The sequence below is a fragment of the Halopseudomonas sp. Lyrl_26 genome (genome assembly GCF_051948695.1).
GTDB classification, from domain to species: domain Bacteria; phylum Pseudomonadota; class Gammaproteobacteria; order Pseudomonadales; family Pseudomonadaceae; genus Halopseudomonas; species Halopseudomonas formosensis.
This window is the reverse complement of record NZ_JAYJLH010000004.1, coordinates 153,490-173,128: the sequence shown is the minus strand read 5'-3', so window position 1 is coordinate 173,128 and position 19,639 is coordinate 153,490. Positions and strand designations below refer to the sequence as shown.

Genomic DNA, 19,639 nt, shown 5'->3' with positions numbered 1-19,639 from the left:
GTGTCGGCGAGTTTGCCCTTGCGCGGTTGGGGGTGTAGTTTTGCCGGGTTGACCGGCGAGGTTTGATGTTTGATTCCAGTGCATCCGGATCGGTTTGATTCGGGAGCTGGAGCGCCTTGGGAAATGGATGCCAGCAGCCGACCATTTTGGAGTTCTAACATGCCTTCTTCCTCCGCTAGCGCTGATACCGCTGCACAGTTGGAACTTCGCTGGAGTGCTTTTGACAAGGCACTGGCGCTGGCGGGTTTTGCTCTGGATGGGCAGTTGATCTCCGCCAATGCCAAGTTCCAGGCATTGCTGCATTTGACCCCAGCGGATCTGGTGGGGCTGCAGCATGCCCAGTTATGCCCGGCGGGAATGGTTCAGACCCCGGAGTACGACGCCATGTGGCAGTCACTCTGTGCCGGTCACGAGTTTTCCGGGGTGGTGGAGCGTGTGGGCAGTGATGGCAATCATCGCTGGCTCGAGGCCCTGTATGCCCCGGTGCGGGACAAGCAGGGCGTTGTTACCCACATCATGATGGTCGCCACCGACGTTACCCAGAGCAAGCGCACGGAGCTGGCCCGGCAGGATCACCTGTGGCGCCTGTCACTGGTGGCTGACTCCACTGATGCGGCGATCCTGATCACCGATTCCAATTCCCGGGTGGTTTACAGCAACGGCGGCTGTCAGCGCATGTTCGGCTGGACTCTGAGTGAAATCCAGGACCACAAGTCACTGGAACTGTTGGCGCAGCAGACACCCGTGGAGCTGTTCGAGCGTGTGCGCGCCGATTTGCGCCGGGGCATTCCCGTCGAGATGGAAGAGGTGGTCACGGGCAAGGGCGGTCGGCGTTACTGGGGCAAGATCATCTGCAACCCGGTCATGGATGCCCAGGGGAAATGGGCGTACACGGTGCTGGTACTGCTGGATATCACCAAGACCAAGATCCACGAGGTGCTGCACCACCGTGCACTGCAGGCCATGTCCCATGACCTGCCACTGATGCGGGTGCTGGAGGTGGTGTGCGAGGAAGTGGAGCGTGTGGCGCCGGAGGTCTGCGCTTCCATTCTGCAGGTCGATGAACAGGGCCTGCTGCATCCGCTGGCCAGCCCGAGTCTGCCGTTCAGCTATTCCTCCCAGCTCGATGGTGTGGCGATCGGCCCGACGGTGGGCTCCTGTGGTACCGCCGCCTGGCGCAAGGAGCCCGTGCTGGTGACGGACATCGAGACCGATCCCTTGTGGGCCGATTTCAAGGCGCTGATCCGGCCGCTGGGCTACAAGGTCTGCTGGTCGACGCCCATCCTGCAGAAAGACGGCAAGGTGCTGGGTACCTTCGCCTTCTATTACAAGGAAAACGGCCCCTTCGTGGCCTCCAGTTTCCATCAGCAGCTGGTGGAGGCGTGTACGGACCTGTGCGCCCTGGCCATGGAGCGGGAACAGGCGCGCCAGCGGATCAAGGAGCTGGCCTACTATGACGCGCTCACCGGTTTGCCCAATCGCCGTCTGCTGGAAACGCAGATCGCGCAGCTGCTGGACACTGCACAGCAGACCGGCCAATACGTCGCCATCCTGTATCTGGATCTGGATCTGGACCGGTTCAAGAATATCAATGACTCCTTCGGCCATGCCGATGGGGATGCGCTGTTGCGTGAGGTGGCCGCTCGCATCAGGAATCTGGTGCGTAGTGGCGGCGTGGCAGGGCGCCTTCACGGTGACGAGTTTGTGGTGGCGTCGTTGCTGGATGCCGAGGAAAAAGTCAGTTCCCTGATCGAGCGCTGGCAGGCCCATCTGATGCGCCCGCTGCAGCTGCCCCAAGCCCAGGTGGATCTGAGCGTCTGCGTGGGCGTGGCCATGTATCCGCAGGACGGCAACGTCATTACCAGCTTGCTGCACCGGGCCGAGATGGCCATGCATCAGGCCAAGAGCGGCGGGACCGGGCGGGTCGGGTTCTTCAGTCTGTCGCTGAGCCGCGCTGCCGAGGAGCGCCTTGCCCTGGAGATAGCGCTGCGGGAGGCGCTGCAGAGCGGTGGTCTGGAGCTGTATTACCAGCCACAGATCGAACTGGCGGTGGGGCGCCTGCACGGGTTCGAAGCCCTGGCGCGCTGGCAGCATCCGACCCTGGGGACGATTCCGCCTGACCGCTTCATACCCCTGGCCGAGGAATGCGGTCTGATCGGCCCCCTGAGCCGCTGGGTGCTGGAGCAGGCCTGCGGGCAGCTGGCGCAGTGGCGGCGGGAGGGGCTGGCCGTGCCTGCGGTGGCGGTCAATCTCTCGGCCTCCAACTTTCACAACCTGGAGCTGCCGACTCTCGTGGAGCAGATACTGGAACGCCACGGGCTGCAGCCATCGGACCTGTACGTGGAGCTGACCGAAAGCACCCTGCTGGAAGACCACAGCGCCACCCTGCAGACGATCGAGCGGCTGCATGACCTGGGTGTGCGTTTGTCCCTGGATGACTTCGGGACCGGCTACTCCAGTCTGAGCTACTTGAGGCGTCTGCCCATCACCGAACTCAAGCTGGACCGCAGCTTTGTCGCTGATCTGGAGCATGCCCCCATGGCCCGCTCACTGAGTGCTGCCATCCTGGGAATCGGCACCAGCCTGGGCCTGACCGTGGTTGCCGAGGGGGTCGAGACCGTAGCGCAGAAGGATATCCTGCAAGCCCAGGGCTATCCGGTGGTGCAGGGGTACTGGTTCGCCAAGCCGATGCCGCCGCAGGCGCTGCCCGCCTGGATGGCAGAGCAGGGCATGAACAGAGCGCAGCAGGTATAGCCGGGAAGCACCTGTTGAGCCAGGGGACAGGGCGATGGAATGCAGCCATTGGCGAAGGTGTGCTTCCCCAAGTTCCCTTAATCAAGCGGCCGCTTTAATATGCTGAATCAGACACTCTGATACTCAGTGTTGATTAAGACTACAGGCGTCAATAGAACAAGAGGTCACAATGGAAGTGAAGCATTCAGGGGTAGGGATCGCGTCGTTTGTTACAAGCATAGTCGCAGGGGTTCTCATCTTCCTGCTGGTCATAATTGCCGGGGTCCTGGAAGTGTCGACACCCGGGGGAATGGATGAGGAATCCATTGCCGCCGTTCTCATTGGTCTTTTCCTGTTCGCTTTCCTGGGTGCCGAGCTCCTGGCACTTGGGTTGGGTATAGGTGGCCTCATTCAAAAGGATCGCAAGAAGATTTTTGCCATCCTGGGAGTCGTGTTCTCGGCTACGGCGCTGCTGATCACGCTTTTCATTCTCTTCCTCGGGCTGGCCATGGGCTGAGATTCACACCAGCCTGCGTACTAATGGCGGCCATTCGGGCATTCCGCGTAACGAGCGTAAGGGCTCCCCTTGCCTGGTATACAGCTCCGGCGGTTCGCCACTCAGCTTCACGTCAGACGGCAGAGTGCCCCGCTGCCTTCTGATCAGCTAACCTCGGGGAAAAAAGGAAATGGTATGAATTGGTATATGGAAGTATTGAAAAACTATGCGGGATTCAGCGGACGGGCCAGAAGAAAGGAGTACTGGTACTTCGTCCTGTTCAATACCATCATCAGTATTGTTCTGGCTTTCTTCGACGGTATTACCGGTACTTTCAGCGAGGCAACGGGAATGGGCTTGCTGGGTGGAATATATGCATTGGCCGTTTTGATTCCCAGTCTGGCCGTATCAGTACGCCGGCTCCATGATACTGACCGCAGCGGCTGGTGGCTGCTGATTGCACTGGTTCCGCTTATCGGTGCAATCGTACTGCTGGTGTTCCTGGTACTGGACAGCAATTCCGGACAGAACCAGTACGGAGCCAATCCGAAAGACGTGATTGCCTGACAAGGCGCTGCAGCGGGCGGGCGTATGCCCGCCGCTGACCGGGGGACGAGGAATGGAGTACCGGATCAACCAGCCAATCAGCCCTGACCAGTTCATTGATGTGCTGACACGATCCACTCTGGCCGAGCGGCGGCCGGTGGATGACAAAGAATGCATTGAAGGCATGCTCGAGCATGCCAACCTCACTGTTACCGCCTGGGATGGAGACAAGCTGGTCGGCATCGCCCGCTCGATGACAGACTTTCACTACGCCTGTTATCTGTCGGACCTGGCGGTGGATGTTGCCTACCAGCACAGCGGTATCGGCCGGGAACTGATCCGCCAGACCCAGCGTGCACTGGGCCCACGTTGCAAACTCCGCCTGATCAGTGCCCCCGCGGCCGTGGGCTATTACCCGAAGCTGGGGTTTGTTCGTAATGAACAGTGCTGGGAGTTGGCGCCGTCGTCATTGCTTTGATTGCCTGACCATTTCCCAACCGTACAGCCTGACCAGGAGCACAATCGAATGTACGTCCCCAAACACTTCCGCGAGGAAGACCAGAACAGGCTCCTGCAATACATAGATAACTACAGCTTCGGCATGTTGGTAGTGGCTGACGAAGCGGGAATCGAGGTCAATCATGTTCCCTTTCATCTGATCCGTGGCGGCGAAGACGCTGTTGGATACCTGCAATGTCATCTGGCCCGTGCCAACCCGATCTGGCGCCGGGTGCAGGGCGGAGCGTGGGTGCTGGCGGTGTTTCAAGGGCCGAATGCCTACATATCGCCTTCTTGGTATCCAACCAAGGCAGAAACCGGCCGGGTTGTTCCGACCTGGAACTACCTGGCCGTCCATGTGCAGGGAGCGGCACGGATCGTGGAGGACAGCGACTGGCTGGCGCGCCATGTGAGAGACCTGACAGATCGGCATGAAGCGGCCATGGACGCCCCGTGGTCGGTAGATGATGCTCCTGCCGAGTTTACGGAGCGGTTGCTCGATGCGATCGTGGGTGTGGAGATAACAATCGAAACCCTGACTGGAAAGCTGAAGGCCAGCCAGAATCAGCCTGAGAGAAACCGGGAAGGTGTCAGACGTGGCTTGGAGAGCTCTGATGGGTCGCAGGCGCAGGCAATGGCACCATTTCTTGAATCCACACGCCCTGCTGATCGGTAGGCGGTTACTGAATAAGGGCTACATAGGTGTTTGAGTCGATAATGCTTTTGATCCTGGCTTCGCTATATGTAGTCTGGAGCAGGCATGAGTCATTCGAGGCTAGTGCCGTTTTTGCGATAATTTTCTCAGCAATCTATCTGACGACTTATCTGTTTATCCCGCCGGTGTTAAAGGTAACCTCCATGCGGCTGGGGTTGCTGTTCGGCTACGTGCCGCTCGTGTCCCTCGCCGCTGTTCTCTTTCCCGAACTCAACCCAAGCTCACCGGTTCCAGTTACTCGATTCCTGGGGTGGGTTGGGCTGGTCGTTGTGTTTCTGATCTTGTGTGTGATGAAAATATTTGTTTGGTAGGCATACTTCGACCAACGAGGACAATTAACGTGAATAAAGAACCGTATCTGGCTGAGATCGAGCGCCGTCTGCGCCGTTACTTTTCTGCCTCACGGGATGGCTACAAACCGCCAGCTGAGGATCGCCATCGTCTGGAAGGATTTATGCAGGGTGCGGTTTTCATGGGGTTTGCCACCAGTGCGGAGCTGGGCAGGGTGATGGAGCGTATTCACTTCGATGTGTTCGGCAAGAGCATCGAGGAACGGCGCCAGGAGGGTGAGGCACGTTGGCAGGAGTCTGTGATCAATTACGATCGGTATGACCAGCCGGCCTATGAGCGCAGCGGGCGTTCGCAGCCGGACATGTGAATAGGAAGATCAGGGCATGTATCGTTGGGTTGGACTGTTATTGCTGATAACTACCTTCGCCGCTAACGGCCAGGAAAGCTGTCGCGATTCTGTTGCAGATGCCAGTCTGCCCGCCGCTCAGGCGGCTGAAGGGCAGACTCTGCTGCTCGCCGGGAAGGGGAGGCTGGCGCTTGATCTCGGCAAGTCGGCGGAGACCATTGCTCATCTTCCGGAAATGCTGATCGTCAAATTCGCCGATGGCGCTACGCTGTCCCATCGCTGGATGGCGCCGTCGGAGCTCCGTGAAGACCAGTCCAGTGATCTCCCCTTTGTGGACTTCGTACGTCTGGTATTCAGAGAAGATGTGTCTGACGCCCCCAGTGCTGATCGGGCAGAGGCTGATGCGGTATGGAGCGCCATGGTGTCCGGCTGCATAGATGCCAGGCATTACCAGCTTGCCGGTACGGACCTTTTCACCTACTCGCAGACGCGAGCCGGTGGTGAGCGCTACCACGCCTTTTTCATTCTCGACGACGACCTTGTTCATTACCTCGATGTTGCTGGCAGTGATTCTCTTGCCGATGCGCTGTTGGCTGGCCTGAGGATACGGGATCGAGCCGGGCCATAATTCCTGTCTCCCGGAGCACCCCATTTTCCTCCTTACATCGCCACCTTCCGCACATTCCCCTGCGGCAGCCGCGCCGTATATCTGCCCTTCTCATCCCGCTCTACATAGGCCACGGCAATGTCCCTGTCGTGGGTGAATACCAGTCTGCCGTTGCGTGCGACCATGTCGTTGAGCAGGGCTTCCTTTTCTTCGATCAGGGTTTCGGGGAAGCGGTCGTAGCCCATGGTGATGGGCAGGTGCAGCCAGGGGGCGCCGGGGATGAGGTCGCCGGGGAAGACTACCGGGCCGTCGGGCATGTTGAATTCGGGCAGCATCAGGCCGGGGGTGTGGCCGTCGCTGAAGCTGAAGCGCCAGTCCTTGCCCAGGGTGGGGGACTGCTGGCCGTCCTTGATCAGTTCCACCCGACCGCTGGCATTGAGCAGGTTGATCAGCTGGGGGATGAAGGACGCCTGGTCCCTTGGGTGGGGGCGGCGGGCGCGGGCCCAGTGGCGTTCGCCGATGATGAAGGTGGCGTTGGGGAACAGCAGTTCCGGTTCCTTGCCTTCCTCCCAGGCGGTGAGCAGACCGCCGGCGTGGTCGAAGTGCAGGTGGGTGAGCACCACCACGTTAATGTCGGTATGGCTGAGGCCGACTTCCTTCAGGCTGTCGAGCAGGACGTGATTGTCCTCGACCACGCCGTAGCGCTCTTTCATCTGCGGTGAGAAGAAGGCACCTATGCCGGTCTCGATGAGGATGTTGCGGTCATCCTCCTGCACCAGCAGGGCCCGGCAGCTGAGAGCGATGCGGTTCTGCTCGTCGGTGTCGACCCAGCGGGACCACAGGGCCTTGGGGGCGTTGCCGAACATGGCGCCGCCGTCCAGGCGCTGGCTGTTGCCTTCGAGGGTGGTGAAAGTACGCATTGGGGTTCTCCTTGGCCGGCCGCCGGGCTAACCCAACGGCCGGGGCGTGTTACAGATTGAAGGTATAGCCGATGATCAGCCGGTTCTCGTCCATATCGGTGGCGTAGTTGCTGCGATAAGTCGCGTTGCGCCAGTGCAGGGACAGGTTCTTCAGCGCGCCGCTCTGGATCACGTAGACCAGATCGGTGTTGCGTTCCCATTCCTTGCCGCGGCCACCGGCATGCTCGATGTTGTGGCCATGGGTGTAGCGGTTCATCAGCTTCAGACCGGGCAGACCCAGATCGGCGAAGGAGTAGTCATGACGCACCTGCCAGCTGCGCTCGTCGCGGTTGGCGAAGTCCTGGATCTGCACCAGGTGGGCGAGGAAGGGGTCGGTGCCGTTGATGTAGGCAAAGCCGGTGTCGCCTTCCATGTGCTGGTAGCTGGTGCTGAAGCGGTGCATGCCGGCCTGGTAGCTCAGGCCCAGGCTGGTCATGCGGTTGTCGATGTTGCTGCGCCCGGCGTCGCTGGAGTCGGCATGACGCAGATCCAGATTCAGGCGGTGACCGTTATCCAGCTGCCAGCTGTGACCCAGGGTCAGATAGTGCTGGCGGTAAATGTCCTCCAGCTCGCCGACGTGCCAGCTGACCTTGGTCTGGTCACTGGCTTGCCAGCTCAGACCGACAAAGTCGAAGGTGCTGGCGTCGATGCCGGCGGCGTTGAGCTGCACGTTCCGCGCACCGCCCATGACCGGGGTCATGCGCTCATGGTTGGAGGAATCGCGCAGGTTGATCCGGTCGAAGCGGCCCAGGTCCAGCTTGAGGGGCGCTGACGGATCGCTCTGCAGCCAGGCGCCGCGAAAGGTCTGCGGCAGCAGGCGGGTGTCGTTGTGCATGGCCAGCGGCAGGGACGGCAGCAGGGTGCCCAGGCGCAGTACATGGCCGTCCAGACGCAGGCGGGCGGTCAAGCCCAGCTCGCCGTACTCGTCCATGGCGCGGCCGTCGCTGGTGCTGCGCTTGAGAATGCCGGTACCGCTGCGCTCGGGGCTGGAGTCCAGCTTGATGCCGAGCAGGCCGATGGCATCCACACCCAGGCCAAGGCGGCCGGGGGTGAAGCCGGAGTGCCATTCGGCGCGCATGCCCTGGGCCCATTCGTCGGCCTTGCTCTGGGTCGCCGCCGCGTGGCGGAAGTCGCGGTTGAAGTACAGATTGCGCAGGCTGAGGCTGGCGCTGCTGTCTTCGAAGAATTCGGCCTGGGCGGGCAGGGTGCCGAGGCCGCCGCCGAGCAGGGCGGCAGCGATGGCGATGCCTTTGGTCAGGTTGAGTCGGTTCATTGTGCGCCCTCCTGGCTGGTGGTCTTGACGTCGCTGACGCTGCGGAATTTCAGCAGGTGGGTGCGTTCCACCAGGATGTACAGCACGGCTCCGGCGGCCAGGCCCCAGCCCGCGCCGTAGACTGCCAGTACCACGCCCATGGTGCCGGCGATGCCGCGCTCGGTGTTGTTCTGCAGCTGCTCGAAGCCGACCATCAGGCAGATGTAGCCGGTGAGGATCAGCGTCAGCGACAGGGCGATCGGCAGTACCGGCTGGAAGAAGCTCACCAGCGGCAGGATGAACAGCGCCAGGAAGCCGCTGATCCAGAAGGTGCCGGCGCCGCTGTAGATGGAGTCCATCGCCTGGCGACCGTACTTGTAGCGCTCGGCCATGGTGGCGGCTACAGCCGTCCACAGCGGCCCGGCCAGACCGGGGTAGGGCGCAAAGAAGGCGTGCAGGGCGTTGCGGATGGCAGTAACCAGATGCACGCGGTCGATGTTGTTCTCGATCACCTCGTCGGTGCGCAGCTCATCGGCGCGCTGCATCAGCGACTGGCCGACGATGATGTCGCCGAAGGCGATCACGTAGGCGATCACTGCGGTCGGTACCGCCAGCATGAACACCTGGGCATCCGGGAAGCCGACCTTGAAGGGCAGGTAGTTCCACATTTCGCCGAAGGCAGGCGCAGTGATGCCGAACTGGATGTCGGGCATGGCGTACTCGCCGGTGGCGATGCCGACGAAGATGGCGATCAGGATGCCCGGCACCATGCCGTAGTTGACCACCTTGCGGGCCAGCGGGAAGCGCTCGGTCAGGCCCTGGAAGGACACCGAGAACATCAGGTACAGGCAGATCAGGCTGCCCAGCACCAGGGACACCGGGGTGTTGGCCAGCCGGCCGCCAGCGTCGATCTCACCGATCAGCGCGGCGATGCCGGCACCGATGATGATGCCGCCCTTCATCGAGTTGGGGATCAGCCGCACCAGCACGGTGCCGAGCCGGGTGATGCCGAGGAACAGGAAGATCACGAACACCAGGAACTGCAGAGCGAACAGCGCCTGGATGGCCTCCGGCCCCGGTTCGAAGTTGCCGAGAAACAGCAGCACCACCGGAATGCCCGGGGTGATCCAGCCGGGGACGAAGGGCACCCCGAGCAGGGCCGGCAGCATGAAGCCGACGCCACACACCACCACATAGGCCAGGGCGACCTCGTAGGGCAGGCCCAGGTAGGTCTGCAGCAGGGGAATCATGCCCAGACTGACCACGAACATGATCAGCGCCTGGAGCATTTCGGCCGCTTCCCAGCGGTAGTGGATGAAGGGCAGGCGGATCTTGAAGGGACCGCAGGGCCAGTGGGGTTGCTCTGCGCCGTGGGCGCGCTTGTAGACTTGCATGTAAACACTCCTCTGGCCGAACGCCGGGTGCAGGGCAGGAGCGCCCGGCCTGACGGACGTCGGCTTATTGTTGTTGTGAAACAGGAAATGTTGCCGCGGTACGGCGATTGGCCGCCCGCCACCCCGCAGCGCGGGCTGCGGGGTATTCAGGTGTTCAGCGGATCAGCTGGCCTGGCGTTGGCTGGCCCATTCGCGCAGAACGTACTTCTGGATCTTGCCGGTGGAGGTCTTCGGCAGCTCGAGGAAGACCACGTCCTTGGGCACCTTGAACCCGGCCAGATGCTCGCGGCAGAAGCGCATGATGTCCTGCTCGCTGACCCGCTGGCCGGCCTTGAGGGTGATGAAGGCGCAGGGTGTTTCGCCCCACTTGTCATCCGGCTTGGCGACCACTGCGGCCTCCAGTACCGCCGGGTGCCGGTAGAGCACGCCTTCGACCTCGATGGTGGAGATGTTCTCGCCACCGGAGATGATGATGTCCTTGAGGCGGTCCTTGATCTGCACGTAACCGCCCTCGTGCCACACACCCAGGTCGCCGGTATGGAACCAGCCGCCCTCGAAGGCTTCGGCGGTGGCGGTCGGGTTCTTCAGGTAGCCCTTCATCACGGTGTTGCCGCGCATGAAGATCTCACCGATGGTCTGGCCGTCCTTCGGCACCGGCTGCAGGGTCTTGGGATCGGCGACCATGACCCCTTCCAGGGTCGGGTAGCGCACGCCCTGACGGGATTTGATCTCGGCGCGCTCCTCCAGCGGCAGCTCATCCCACTCGCTGTGCCAGGCACAGATGGTCACGGGACCGTAGGTTTCGGTCAGGCCATAGACGTGAGCCACCTTGATGCCCATTGCCTCGACCGCGCCGATGACCTTGGCCGGCGGCGCTGCGCCGGCGACCATGGCGTGGACCGGATGGTCGATGGCGGCCTTGGCTTCCGGAGGCATGTTGACCAGCGCGTTGAGCACGATGGGGGCGCCGCACATGTGGGTGACCTGCTCGTCGTGGATCAGGTTGAGGATCTTCTGCGGGTCGACCCGGCGCAGGCACACGTGCACACCGGCCATGGCGGTGACTGTCCAGGGGTAGCACCAGCCGTTGCAGTGGAACATCGGCAGGGTCCACAGGTAGACGGGGTGCTGACCCATGTTCCAGGTCATCTGGTTGCCCATGGCGTTGAGGAAGGCGCCGCGGTGGTGATAGACCACACCCTTGGGGTTGCCGGTGGTGCCGGAGGTGTAGTTGAGGCTGATGGCGTCCCACTCGTCATCCGGCAGTTGCCAGGCAAATTCGGGATCGCCCTCGGCGAGGAAGGCTTCGTAGTCCAGCTCGCTGGTGGGCTGACCTTCGCCGTACTCGGGGTCGTTGACGTCGATCACCAGCGGCGGATGGTCGAGCATGCCGATGGCCGAGTGCACTATGTCATGGAATTCGCGGTCGGCGATCAGCACCCTGGCTTCGCCGTGCTGCAGCATGAAGGCGATGGCCTCGGCGTCCAGGCGCACGTTCAGGGTGTTGAGCACCGCACCGATCATGGGCACGCCGAAGTGGGCTTCGAGCATTTCCGGAATGTTGGGCAGCAGGGCGGCGACGGTGTCGCCCTTGCCTATGCCGCGATTCTTCAGGGCGGAGGCCAGGCGACGGCAACGGGTGTAGGTCTCGGCCCAGTTGCGGCGCACGGCACCATGTACCACGGCGGGATAGTCGGGATAAACACTGGCGGTGCGCTCGATGAAGGTCAGCGGCGACAGGGCAGTGTGGTTGACGGCGGTGGCCGGCAGGCCTTCCTGAAAGATGGACATGGCACTTATCCTGTATGGCGTTTTATTAGCTCTTGTTTAGAAAGAATGCCATTATCGAGACGGCATCCTTCCGGTTCTTGGGGTCTTTTATAGGCTATCCGTTAACAGATTGGAAGTATTACTAAGGTGGTATAGTAGTTATCCTATAAGGTGATGCATGCCTGATAAGAATAAACACGCCGCCCCAGCACGAGGCTGGTGGCTGCCCGCTGCAGACCCCCAGCCGGCGGTGGTGCTGGACGGCCGTGCCCGTCTGTGTGACTGGAATCCAGCCATGCATGCCTGGCTCAGCGCCGGGCTGGCGCCCGATCTGCTGCTGCCGAAAAACCTCGCCCATCTGGTTCAGGCGGTGCTGGAACAACAGCGTGCCATCGAGGATGTGCGCGTGGCGGTGCCCGACGGACGGCAGCTGCTGTGGAGCTTCTTTGCCCTCGGCGACGGCCATGTGCAGGGGCGTGCCCGGGATGCCACCGAGACCCTGAGTACCTTTCAGCAGGCGCAGCAGGCGCGACGGCTGTATCGTCTGATCATCGAGAACACCACCGACCTCATCTCCCGGCACACACCTGGCGGCGAATTCCTCGACGCCTCCCCGGCGGCCTGGGCTCTTCTGGGCTACTGGCCGGAGCAGTTGCGCGGCACCCGCATCCAGGAGCTGATTCACCCCCAGGAGCGTGATGAACTGGTGCAGCGCTATTCCCGGGCGCTGGAGCAGGACGGCTACCTCACCCTGAGTTACCGCATCCGCCACAGGGACGGCCATTACCTGTGGTTCGAGACCGCCAGCCGGGCCATTCGCGAGACCTATACCGGCAGTGTGGTGGAGGTGGTCAGCGTGTCCCGGGACATCACCGAACGGGTGCGCAGCGAGGAGCACAACCGGCGCCTGCAGGAGGAGCTGACCCATGCCACGCGCCTGGCCACCCTCGGCGAGCTGGCCTCGGGCATCGCCCATGAGATCAATCAGCCGCTGGCGGCCATCGTCAATTACGCCAGCGCCAGTCAGCGGTATCTCACGGCACTGCAGGCCGATTCCGAGCTGGTCCAGCGCCTGAACCTGGGGCTGGAGCGCATCAACAGTCATGCCCAGCATGCCGCCGAGGTGATCAAGCGCCTGCGCGCCTTTCTGCGCAAGGGGCCGCGCAAGGCGCAGCGCATCAATCCGGCGCAGTTGGCAGCCGATGCGCTGCGACTCTGCGCCTGGGAGGCCCAGCAACAGCAGGTGGAGATCATCCAGCAGATACCGGCCGAACTGCCCGATGTGCACGTGGACCCGGTGCTGATCCAGCAGGTGCTACTCAACCTGCTGCGCAATGCCATCGAGGCCAATCAGGAAACCCACCCGGACTGGCCCTCGCGGATCTGGCTGACGCTGAGCGGGGACGAGCGCCGGGTGCATCTGGAAGTCACCGACCAGGGGCCGGGACTGGCCCCCGAACAACAGGCCAGCCTGTTCACGCCGTTCTTCACCAGCAAGGAAGACGGCCTGGGACTGGGGCTGTCCATGAGTCAAAGCATCATCGAGGGCTTCGGCGGCGGGCTGGAAGCGCGCCCGGCCGAGACCGGCGGCCTGTGCCTGCATGGCTGGCTGCCTGTATTGCCCGCACAGGAACAGGTAACGGAGAAGTGAATATGGAGATGCATCCGCAGCGCGTGTATGTGGTGGACGACGATCAGGGCATGCTGGAGTCCACCGTCTGGCTGCTGGAATCGGTAGGTCTGCAGGCGGTGCCCTTCACCTCCGGCCAGGCCTTTCTCGACAGCTGCAGCGAAGACATACCGGCCTGCGTACTGTTGGATATCCGCATGCCCGGCATGGGCGGGCTGGCGGTGCAGGACGCCCTGCGCGAGCGCGGCAGTCAGCTGCCGGTGATCTTCGTCAGCGCCCATGCCGATGTACCCATAGTGGTACGCGCCTTCCGCGCCGGGGCGGTGGACTTCATCGAAAAGCCCTACAACGAGCAGCTGCTGCTGGACAGCGTGCAACGGGCCCTGCGCCAGCGTGCGCGTCCCGCCGCCGCAGGGCCACAGGCGAGCGAAGTACAGCAGCGCCTGGATCAGCTCACCCCACGGGAGCGGGACGTGCTGCTGCCGCTGGTGCAGGGCCGCAGCAACCGCGAGATAGCCGAGCAGCTGGGCATCAGCGTCAAGACCGTGGATCTCTACCGCTCGCGGGTGATGAAGCGCATGCAGGCCGACAGCCTGCCGGCACTGGTAGGAATGTGTATCGGAGTGGGGTTGGTGGAACCCTTTACCCTGCAGCCACGCTGAGGATCGGGCCGATGGACCGGGCAACCCTTGCGGTTGCCCGATATGCGTTTACAGCGGGTAGTTCTTCAGCTCCCGGGCGATCAGCAGGCGCTGGATTTCGCTGGTGCCTTCGTAGATCTGGGTGATGCGCGCATCGCGGTACAGCCGTTCCACCGGGTAATCCTCCAGATAGCCGTAGCCGCCGTGGATCTGCACGGCGTGGGAGCACACCTGCTCGGCGATCTCGCTGGCGAACAGCTTGGCCTGGGAGGCTTCCGACAGGCAGGGTACACCCTCGGTACGCAGGCGCGCGGCGTGCAGGATCAGCAGGCGTGCGGCGTTGATGCGGGTGTGCATGTCGGCCAGCATGTTGGCCACGCTCTGGTGCTCGGTCAGGGGGACACCGAACTGGGTGCGTTCGCGGGCGTAGGTCAGCGCCGCCTCGAAGGCCGCACGGGCGATACCCACGGACTGGGCGGCGATGCCGATGCGGCCGCCTTCCAGGTTGGACAGGGCAATGGCCAGACCCTTGCCGCGGGGGCCGAGCAGGTTGGCCTCGGGGATGCGGCAGTTGTCCAGGGTTACGGCGCAGGTGTCCGAGCCGCGGATGCCCATCTTGTGTTCCATGCGTTCGATCTTGAAGCCCGGGGTGTTGGTGGGGACCAGGAAGGCCGACAGACCTTTCTTGCCCAGTTCCGGGTCGGTCACCGCGAAGACGATGGCCAGGTGCGCGCGTTTGGCGTTGCTGACGAACTGCTTGGCGCCGTTGAGCACCCACTCGCCGTTTTCCAGTACCGCGCGGGTGCGCAGGTTGTTGGCTTCTGAGCCAGCCTGGGGCTCGGTCAGCGCGAAGCAGCCGATCTTGCGGCCGGCGGCCAGCTCCGGCAGCCAGGCTTCCTGCTGTTCGGGGGTACCGAAGTTGAGCAGGGGGCCGCAGCCCACGGAGTTGTGGATGCTCATCATGGCGCCGGTAGCGCTGCAGCCGGCGGCGATTTCCTCGACCGCTAGGGCGTAGGCGACATAGTCGACGTAGCTGCCGCCCCATTCCTCGGGTACCACCATGCCGAGCAGGCCGAGTTCGCCCATCTGGCTCACCACGGCATCGTCGATCCAGCCGGACTTGTCCCACTCGGCGGCCCGGGGAGCCAGCTCGCTCTGGGCAAACTGGCGGGCCATGTCGCGGATCATGCGTTGATCTTCGTTGAGTTCGATATCGTGCATTTATCTGTCTCCCTCAGACCTGGCCTGGTTCAAAGCCGGCAAAGAATTCCGTAACCCGGGCCGGGCTGACTTCTTCCAGGGTGGGGGGATTCCACCTGGGGTTCTTGTCCTTGTCGATGATCAGAGCGCGGACGCCTTCCATGATGTCGCCTTTGGCGAACCATTGGGCATCCAGGTGCAGCTCCAGCGCAAAGCAGTCGGCCAGGCTCAGTTCGCGGCCCTGACGCAGCAGCTCCAGGGTGACGTTCATGGCCAGCGGCGACTTGCTGTCGATAGCGGCCAGGGTGCGTTCGGCCCAGTCCTGGTAGGCGGGGCAGTCTTCTGCGGCCAGCGAGGTGCGGATGCGTTGCATGTCCGGTTGGCTGAAGTGGTGATCGATCGCCGAGCGCATGGCCTTGATCTCCGAGCCGGGGATCTTCTGCGATGCGCGTTTGCGCAGCAGTGTATCCAGATCGCTGGCAGGTTCGTCGGTCCATTGCATGCTATCGAGCGCCTGATCCAGCTCGCCAAGCAGCTCGCTGCCGAGGCAGTGGTCGGCCAGACCGCAATACAGTGCATCGGCGGCGCGGATGTGCGAGCCGGTGATGCCCAGGTACTGGCCGATGGCGCCTTCCAGGCGGGGCAGGAAATAGCTGCCGCCGACATCCGGGAAGTAGCCGATTCCGGTCTCGGGCATACCCATTCTTACCCGTTCGGTGATCACCCGGTGGGATGCGGCCTGGGCCAGACCCATGCCGCCACCCAGCACGAAGCCGTCCATCAGCGCCAGGACCGGTTTGGGATAGGCGTGGATCAGCTGATCCAGCGCGTATTCCTCGCGGAAGAAGGTCATGTACATGCCGTCGCCGGCCAGGTAGCTGTCGTACAGGCCGCGGATGTCGCCGCCGGCGCAGAAGGCCTTCTCGCCATTGGCGCGCAGTACCACCGCCTTGATGCCATCGTCCTGCAGCCAGACGTCCAGCTGACTGCGCAGCTGGCGCACCATGTCCAGGTTCAGAGCGTTGAGTCCGGCCGGCCGGTTCAGCGTCAGGTGACCGACGCTGTTGCGCACCTCGACCAGTACAGTCTGCTCGCTCATTTGATTGCTCCGTTGTACAGCTTGATGATCGCCGAGAAGTCCAGCGCGCCGTTACCCTGACTGCTGAAGGTCTGGTACAGCTGCTGGGCCAGGCCGCCGAGGATGACCGGCTGGCGCGCCTGCTTGGCGGCCTCGGTGGCCAGCCCCAGGTCCTTGAGCATCAGGTCGGTACCGAAACCGCCGGTGTAGCCGCGGGAAGCGGGCACGTTGTCCATGACGCCGGGGTAGGGGTTGTAGGTGTCGGAGCTCCAGTTGCGGCCGCTGGAGGTGTTGATGATGCCGGCCAGTACCGCCGGGTCCATGCCCAGGGACACGCCCAGGTTCATCGCCTCGGCGGTGCCGATCATGGTGATGGCCAGCAGCATGTTGTTGGCAACCTTGGCCACCTGACCGTTGCCGGTCGGGCCGCAGTGCACGATGTTCTTGCCCATGGCCTGGAGTACCGGCAGGGCGGCGTCGAAGTCGGCCTTGTCACCGCCGACCATGAAGGTCAGGGTGCCGGCGGTGGCGCCGCCGGTGCCACCGGATACCGGCGCGTCGATCAGGCTGTTGCCACGGGCGGCGGCGGCTTCGGCTACCTGGCGGGCGCTCATGGGGTCGATGGTGGAGCTGTCGATCAGGCGCACATGCGGAGCGACATGGGCCAGCAGGCCGTCTTCGCCCAGGTAGACTCCTTTCACGTGGGGCGCTGCGGGCAGCATGGTGATGATCATCTCGACGTGGCTGCGGGCCAGTTCGGCGATGCTGGCGGCGGCGGTGGCACCGGCTTCGACCAGGCCGGCGACGGCGCTTTGGGAGAGGTCGGATACGGTGAGCTGATGCCCTGCCTTGAGCAGGTTCCGGGCCATCGGCCCGCCCATGTTACCCAGTCCTATAAAGCCAATTTTCATGTGGTTGCCTCGTTGTTGTTGTCAGGCGGTTGGGCGTGCTGGGCACGCCGTTCGCGGCGGGGCGGTCCGGCGTTCCGGCGCCGCTCCTACACACCGCTGTGGGCCCTGCCCGTGGGCGGGCTGTTCCCTGGGCGTGCTTTGCACGCCGTTCGCAGCGGGGGCGCTGCTCCTACACACCGCTGTGGGAGCCCCGCCCTCGGGGCGAATGGCGCGCAGCGCGCGCCCGCTCAGTTGTGCTTGAAGTTCGGCTGGCGCTTCTCGACGAAGGCCTGCATGCCCTCGGTCTGGTCGGCGGTGGCGAAGATCGAGTGGAACACCCGACGCTCGAAGCGCACGCCTTCGGCCAGACTGGTCTCGAATACGCGGTTGACGCATTCCTTGGTCATCATCACGCTCGGGAGCGACTTGCTGGCGATGACCTGGGCGGTTTTCAGGGTTTCTTCCAGCAGCTGGTCGACCGGGAAGATCCTGGCTACCAGGCCGGCCTGTTCGGCTTCCCGGGCATCCATCTGGCGGCCGGTCAGGCACATTTCCATGGCCTTGGCCTTGCCGATGGCGCGGGTCAGACGCTGGGTGCCGCCGATACCCGGCAGCACGCCGAGGTTGATTTCCGGCTGGCCGAAGCGGGCGTTGTCGGCGGCATAGATGAAGTCGCAGATCATCGCCAGTTCGCAACCGCCACCCAGGGCATAACCGGCCACGGCGGCAATCAGCGGCTTGCGGCGGTTGGCAATGCGGTCGGCGGGGGAGAAGAAGTCATCCATGAACACGCCGGGGTACTGCAGGTCGACCATCTGCTTGATGTCGGCACCGGCGGCGAAGGCCTTGCTGGAACCGGTCAGCACCACGCAGCCGATGGCGGGGTCGTTCTCGAACTGGTCCAGCGCCTGGTTCAGCTCATCCAGCACCTGGGTATTGAGGGCGTTCAGCGCCTGGGGACGGTTCAGGGTGATCAGACCCACACGGTCGCGGGTTTCGACCAGGATGGTTTCAAAACTCATGTCATTGCTCCTGCGAAGGGGCCGGTCGCTCAGGGCGACCGGCCCGGTACATCATTTCAGGGTGATGGTGGTGTTGACGGCAGCGGCCTGCTCGTCGTCATCGAACCAGCGTGCGGTGACGGTCTTGGTCTGGGTGTAGAACAGGATCACCTGCTTGCCGTAGGGACCCAGGTCGCCAAGCTTGGAGCCGCGCGAACCGCTGAAGGAGAACAGCGGGACCGGCACCGGAATCGGCACGTTGATGCCGACCTGACCCACGTCGATATCCTCCTGGAAGCGACGGGCGATACCGCCGGAGCGGGTGAAGATGGCGGTGCCGTTACCGTTGGGGTTGGCGTTGATGATATCGAGCGCCTCGTCGAGGGAGTCGGCTTCCATCACGCAGAGCACGGGGCCGAAGATTTCGGTGTCGTACACGCTCATGCCGGGCTTGACGCCAGCCAGGATGGTCGGGCCGACGAAGTTGCCATCGGCGTAGCCGGGCACTTCCGGGTTGCGGCCGTCGAGAACCAGCTCGGCGCCTTCGTCGATGCCTTTCTGGATCAGACCGTTGATGCGCTCCAGCGCTGCGGTGGAGATGACCGGGCCGACGTCGGTGCCCGGCTCGGTGCCGGCGCTGACCTTGAGGGTCTGGGCCTTGCGTGCCAGCTCCGGCAGCCAGTTGCGCGACTCGCCCACCAGGATCACTACCGGCAGGGCCATGCAGCGCTGACCGGCGGCACCGAAGGCGGCGCCCACCAGGTTGTTCAGGGTCTGTTCCTTGTTGGCATCGGGCATGACGATGGCGTGGTTCTTCGCGCCCATCATGCACTGCACGCGCTTGCCGGCCTGGCTGGCGCGGTTGTAGACGTGGGTGCCGACGTGGGTCGAGCCGACGAAGGACACGGCCTTGATGTCCGGGTGGTCGCAGATGGCATTCACCGCGTCCACGCCGCCGTGGATGACGTTCAGCACGCCCGGAGGAATGCCGGCTTCCAGCGCCAGTTCGACCAGGCGCATGGTGACCATGGGGTCCTGCTCGGAGGGCTTGAGCACGAAGGTGTTACCGGTGGCGATGGCCATGGGGAACATCCACAGGGGGATCATCGCCGGGAAGTTGAACGGGGTGATACCGGCGCAGACGCCCAGCGGCTGCAGCAGGGTGTAGGTGTCGACGCCACCGGCCACGTTGTTGGCCAGCTCGCCCAGTTGCAGGTTGCCGACCGCCGAGGCGTGTTCGACCACTTCCAGACCACGGAATACATCACCTTCGGCATCGGCCAGGGTCTTGCCCTGCTCGGCGGTGAGGATGGCGGCCAGCTCCTTCATGTTCTCGCGGATCAGCTGCTGATACTTGAGGAAGATGCGGGCGCGGGCACCGATCGGGGTCTTGCGCCAGGTCTTGAAGGCTTCCTTGGCATTGGCCACGGCGGCGTTGATCTCATCCGGGGTGGCGAAGGGCACGCGGGCTAGGACTTCCTGGGTGGCCGGGTTGATCACATCGCGCCACTGGTCGGTCTTGGACTCGATGAACTCGCCATTGATGAGGAGCTTGATGGTAGGGATATTGTTATTACTCATTGGTCGCCTCT

General features: G+C 63.2%; 18 protein-coding genes. 9 read left to right on the top strand and 9 right to left on the bottom strand.

Annotated elements, in window-relative coordinates:
* The first annotated feature begins 198 nt into the window (after positions 1-198).
* The 7 genes from VF673_RS07710 (at position 199) to VF673_RS07680 (ending at position 6,253) form a co-directional block, all read left to right on the top strand.
* Positions 199-2,754, top strand: coding sequence for a bifunctional diguanylate cyclase/phosphodiesterase (locus VF673_RS07710; protein WP_440291500.1), 2,556 nt, complete (start codon positions 199-201; stop codon positions 2,752-2,754).
* Positions 2,755-2,923: 169 nt separating this feature from the next.
* Entirely contained in the window at positions 2,924-3,250 is a 327-nt protein-coding gene (locus VF673_RS07705) for a hypothetical protein (protein ID WP_440291499.1), read from the top strand.
* Between the two features lie 174 nt (positions 3,251-3,424).
* Positions 3,425-3,796 carry a DUF805 domain-containing protein gene (locus VF673_RS07700; protein WP_090536334.1) on the top strand — a complete coding sequence of 124 codons (372 nt, stop codon included), beginning with the start codon at positions 3,425-3,427 and terminating at the stop codon, positions 3,794-3,796.
* Positions 3,789-4,253: a GNAT family N-acetyltransferase gene (locus VF673_RS07695; RefSeq protein WP_440291498.1), complete on the top strand. Its 465-nt coding sequence runs from the start codon at positions 3,789-3,791 to the stop codon at positions 4,251-4,253. The genes VF673_RS07700 and VF673_RS07695 overlap by 8 nt, the downstream gene beginning before the upstream one ends.
* A 48-nt stretch (positions 4,254-4,301) precedes the next feature.
* Positions 4,302-4,949: an FMN-binding negative transcriptional regulator gene (locus VF673_RS07690; protein WP_440291497.1), complete on the top strand. Its 648-nt coding sequence runs from the start codon at positions 4,302-4,304 to the stop codon at positions 4,947-4,949.
* 379 nt (positions 4,950-5,328) lie between these two features.
* Positions 5,329-5,646, top strand: coding sequence for a hypothetical protein (locus VF673_RS07685; protein ID WP_440291496.1), 318 nt, complete (start codon positions 5,329-5,331; stop codon positions 5,644-5,646).
* Between the two features lie 16 nt (positions 5,647-5,662).
* Complete coding sequence (locus VF673_RS07680; RefSeq protein ID WP_440291495.1) at positions 5,663-6,253, top strand: hypothetical protein; 591 nt, start codon at positions 5,663-5,665, stop codon at positions 6,251-6,253.
* Positions 6,254-6,285: 32 nt separating this feature from the next.
* Here the strand turns inward: VF673_RS07680 and VF673_RS07675 are convergent, their stop codons facing one another.
* The 4 genes from VF673_RS07675 to VF673_RS07660 form a co-directional block, all read right to left on the bottom strand.
* Positions 6,286-7,152: an MBL fold metallo-hydrolase gene (locus VF673_RS07675; RefSeq protein ID WP_440291494.1), complete on the bottom strand. Its 867-nt coding sequence runs from the start codon at positions 7,150-7,152 to the stop codon at positions 6,286-6,288.
* Positions 7,153-7,201: 49 nt separating this feature from the next.
* The gene (locus VF673_RS07670) at positions 7,202-8,464 is read right to left on the bottom strand and encodes an OprD family porin (protein ID WP_440291493.1); all 1,263 of its coding nucleotides are present in this window, start codon (positions 8,462-8,464) and stop codon (positions 7,202-7,204) included.
* Positions 8,461-9,837 carry a solute carrier family 23 protein gene (locus VF673_RS07665; RefSeq protein ID WP_440291492.1) on the bottom strand — a complete coding sequence of 459 codons (1,377 nt, stop codon included), beginning with the start codon at positions 9,835-9,837 and terminating at the stop codon, positions 8,461-8,463. Before VF673_RS07665 ends, VF673_RS07670 begins: the two co-directional genes overlap by 4 nt.
* Before the next feature lie 162 nt (positions 9,838-9,999).
* Positions 10,000-11,628 (bottom strand): acyl-CoA synthetase, encoded by a 1,629-nt coding sequence (locus tag VF673_RS07660; protein ID WP_440291491.1) that lies wholly within the window; start codon positions 11,626-11,628, stop codon positions 10,000-10,002.
* 157 nt (positions 11,629-11,785) lie between these two features.
* On the opposite strand from VF673_RS07660, the gene VF673_RS07655 reads away from it, so the two are divergent.
* The gene (locus VF673_RS07655; RefSeq protein WP_440291490.1) at positions 11,786-13,258 is read left to right on the top strand and encodes a sensor histidine kinase; all 1,473 of its coding nucleotides are present in this window, start codon (positions 11,786-11,788) and stop codon (positions 13,256-13,258) included.
* Between the two features lie 2 nt (positions 13,259-13,260).
* Positions 13,261-13,899, top strand: coding sequence for a response regulator transcription factor (locus VF673_RS07650; RefSeq protein ID WP_320330981.1), 639 nt, complete (start codon positions 13,261-13,263; stop codon positions 13,897-13,899).
* A gap of 48 nt (positions 13,900-13,947) precedes the next feature.
* On the opposite strand, the gene VF673_RS07645 is transcribed toward VF673_RS07650, so the two are convergent.
* The 5 genes from VF673_RS07645 to VF673_RS07625 form a co-directional block, all read right to left on the bottom strand.
* Entirely contained in the window at positions 13,948-15,099 is a 1,152-nt protein-coding gene (locus VF673_RS07645; protein ID WP_440291489.1) for an acyl-CoA dehydrogenase family protein, read from the bottom strand.
* A gap of 13 nt (positions 15,100-15,112) precedes the next feature.
* Positions 15,113-16,177 carry an enoyl-CoA hydratase/isomerase family protein gene (locus tag VF673_RS07640; protein WP_440291488.1) on the bottom strand — a complete coding sequence of 355 codons (1,065 nt, stop codon included), beginning with the start codon at positions 16,175-16,177 and terminating at the stop codon, positions 15,113-15,115.
* The gene (mmsB, locus tag VF673_RS07635) at positions 16,174-17,067 is read right to left on the bottom strand and encodes a 3-hydroxyisobutyrate dehydrogenase (protein WP_440291487.1); all 894 of its coding nucleotides are present in this window, start codon (positions 17,065-17,067) and stop codon (positions 16,174-16,176) included. Before mmsB ends, VF673_RS07640 begins: the two co-directional genes overlap by 4 nt.
* A gap of 227 nt (positions 17,068-17,294) precedes the next feature.
* Positions 17,295-18,068 carry an enoyl-CoA hydratase gene (locus tag VF673_RS07630; RefSeq protein ID WP_440291486.1) on the bottom strand — a complete coding sequence of 258 codons (774 nt, stop codon included), beginning with the start codon at positions 18,066-18,068 and terminating at the stop codon, positions 17,295-17,297.
* 51 nt (positions 18,069-18,119) lie between these two features.
* Positions 18,120-19,628 (bottom strand): CoA-acylating methylmalonate-semialdehyde dehydrogenase, encoded by a 1,509-nt coding sequence (locus tag VF673_RS07625; protein ID WP_440291485.1) that lies wholly within the window; start codon positions 19,626-19,628, stop codon positions 18,120-18,122.
* Between the last annotated feature and the right edge of the window lie 11 nt (positions 19,629-19,639).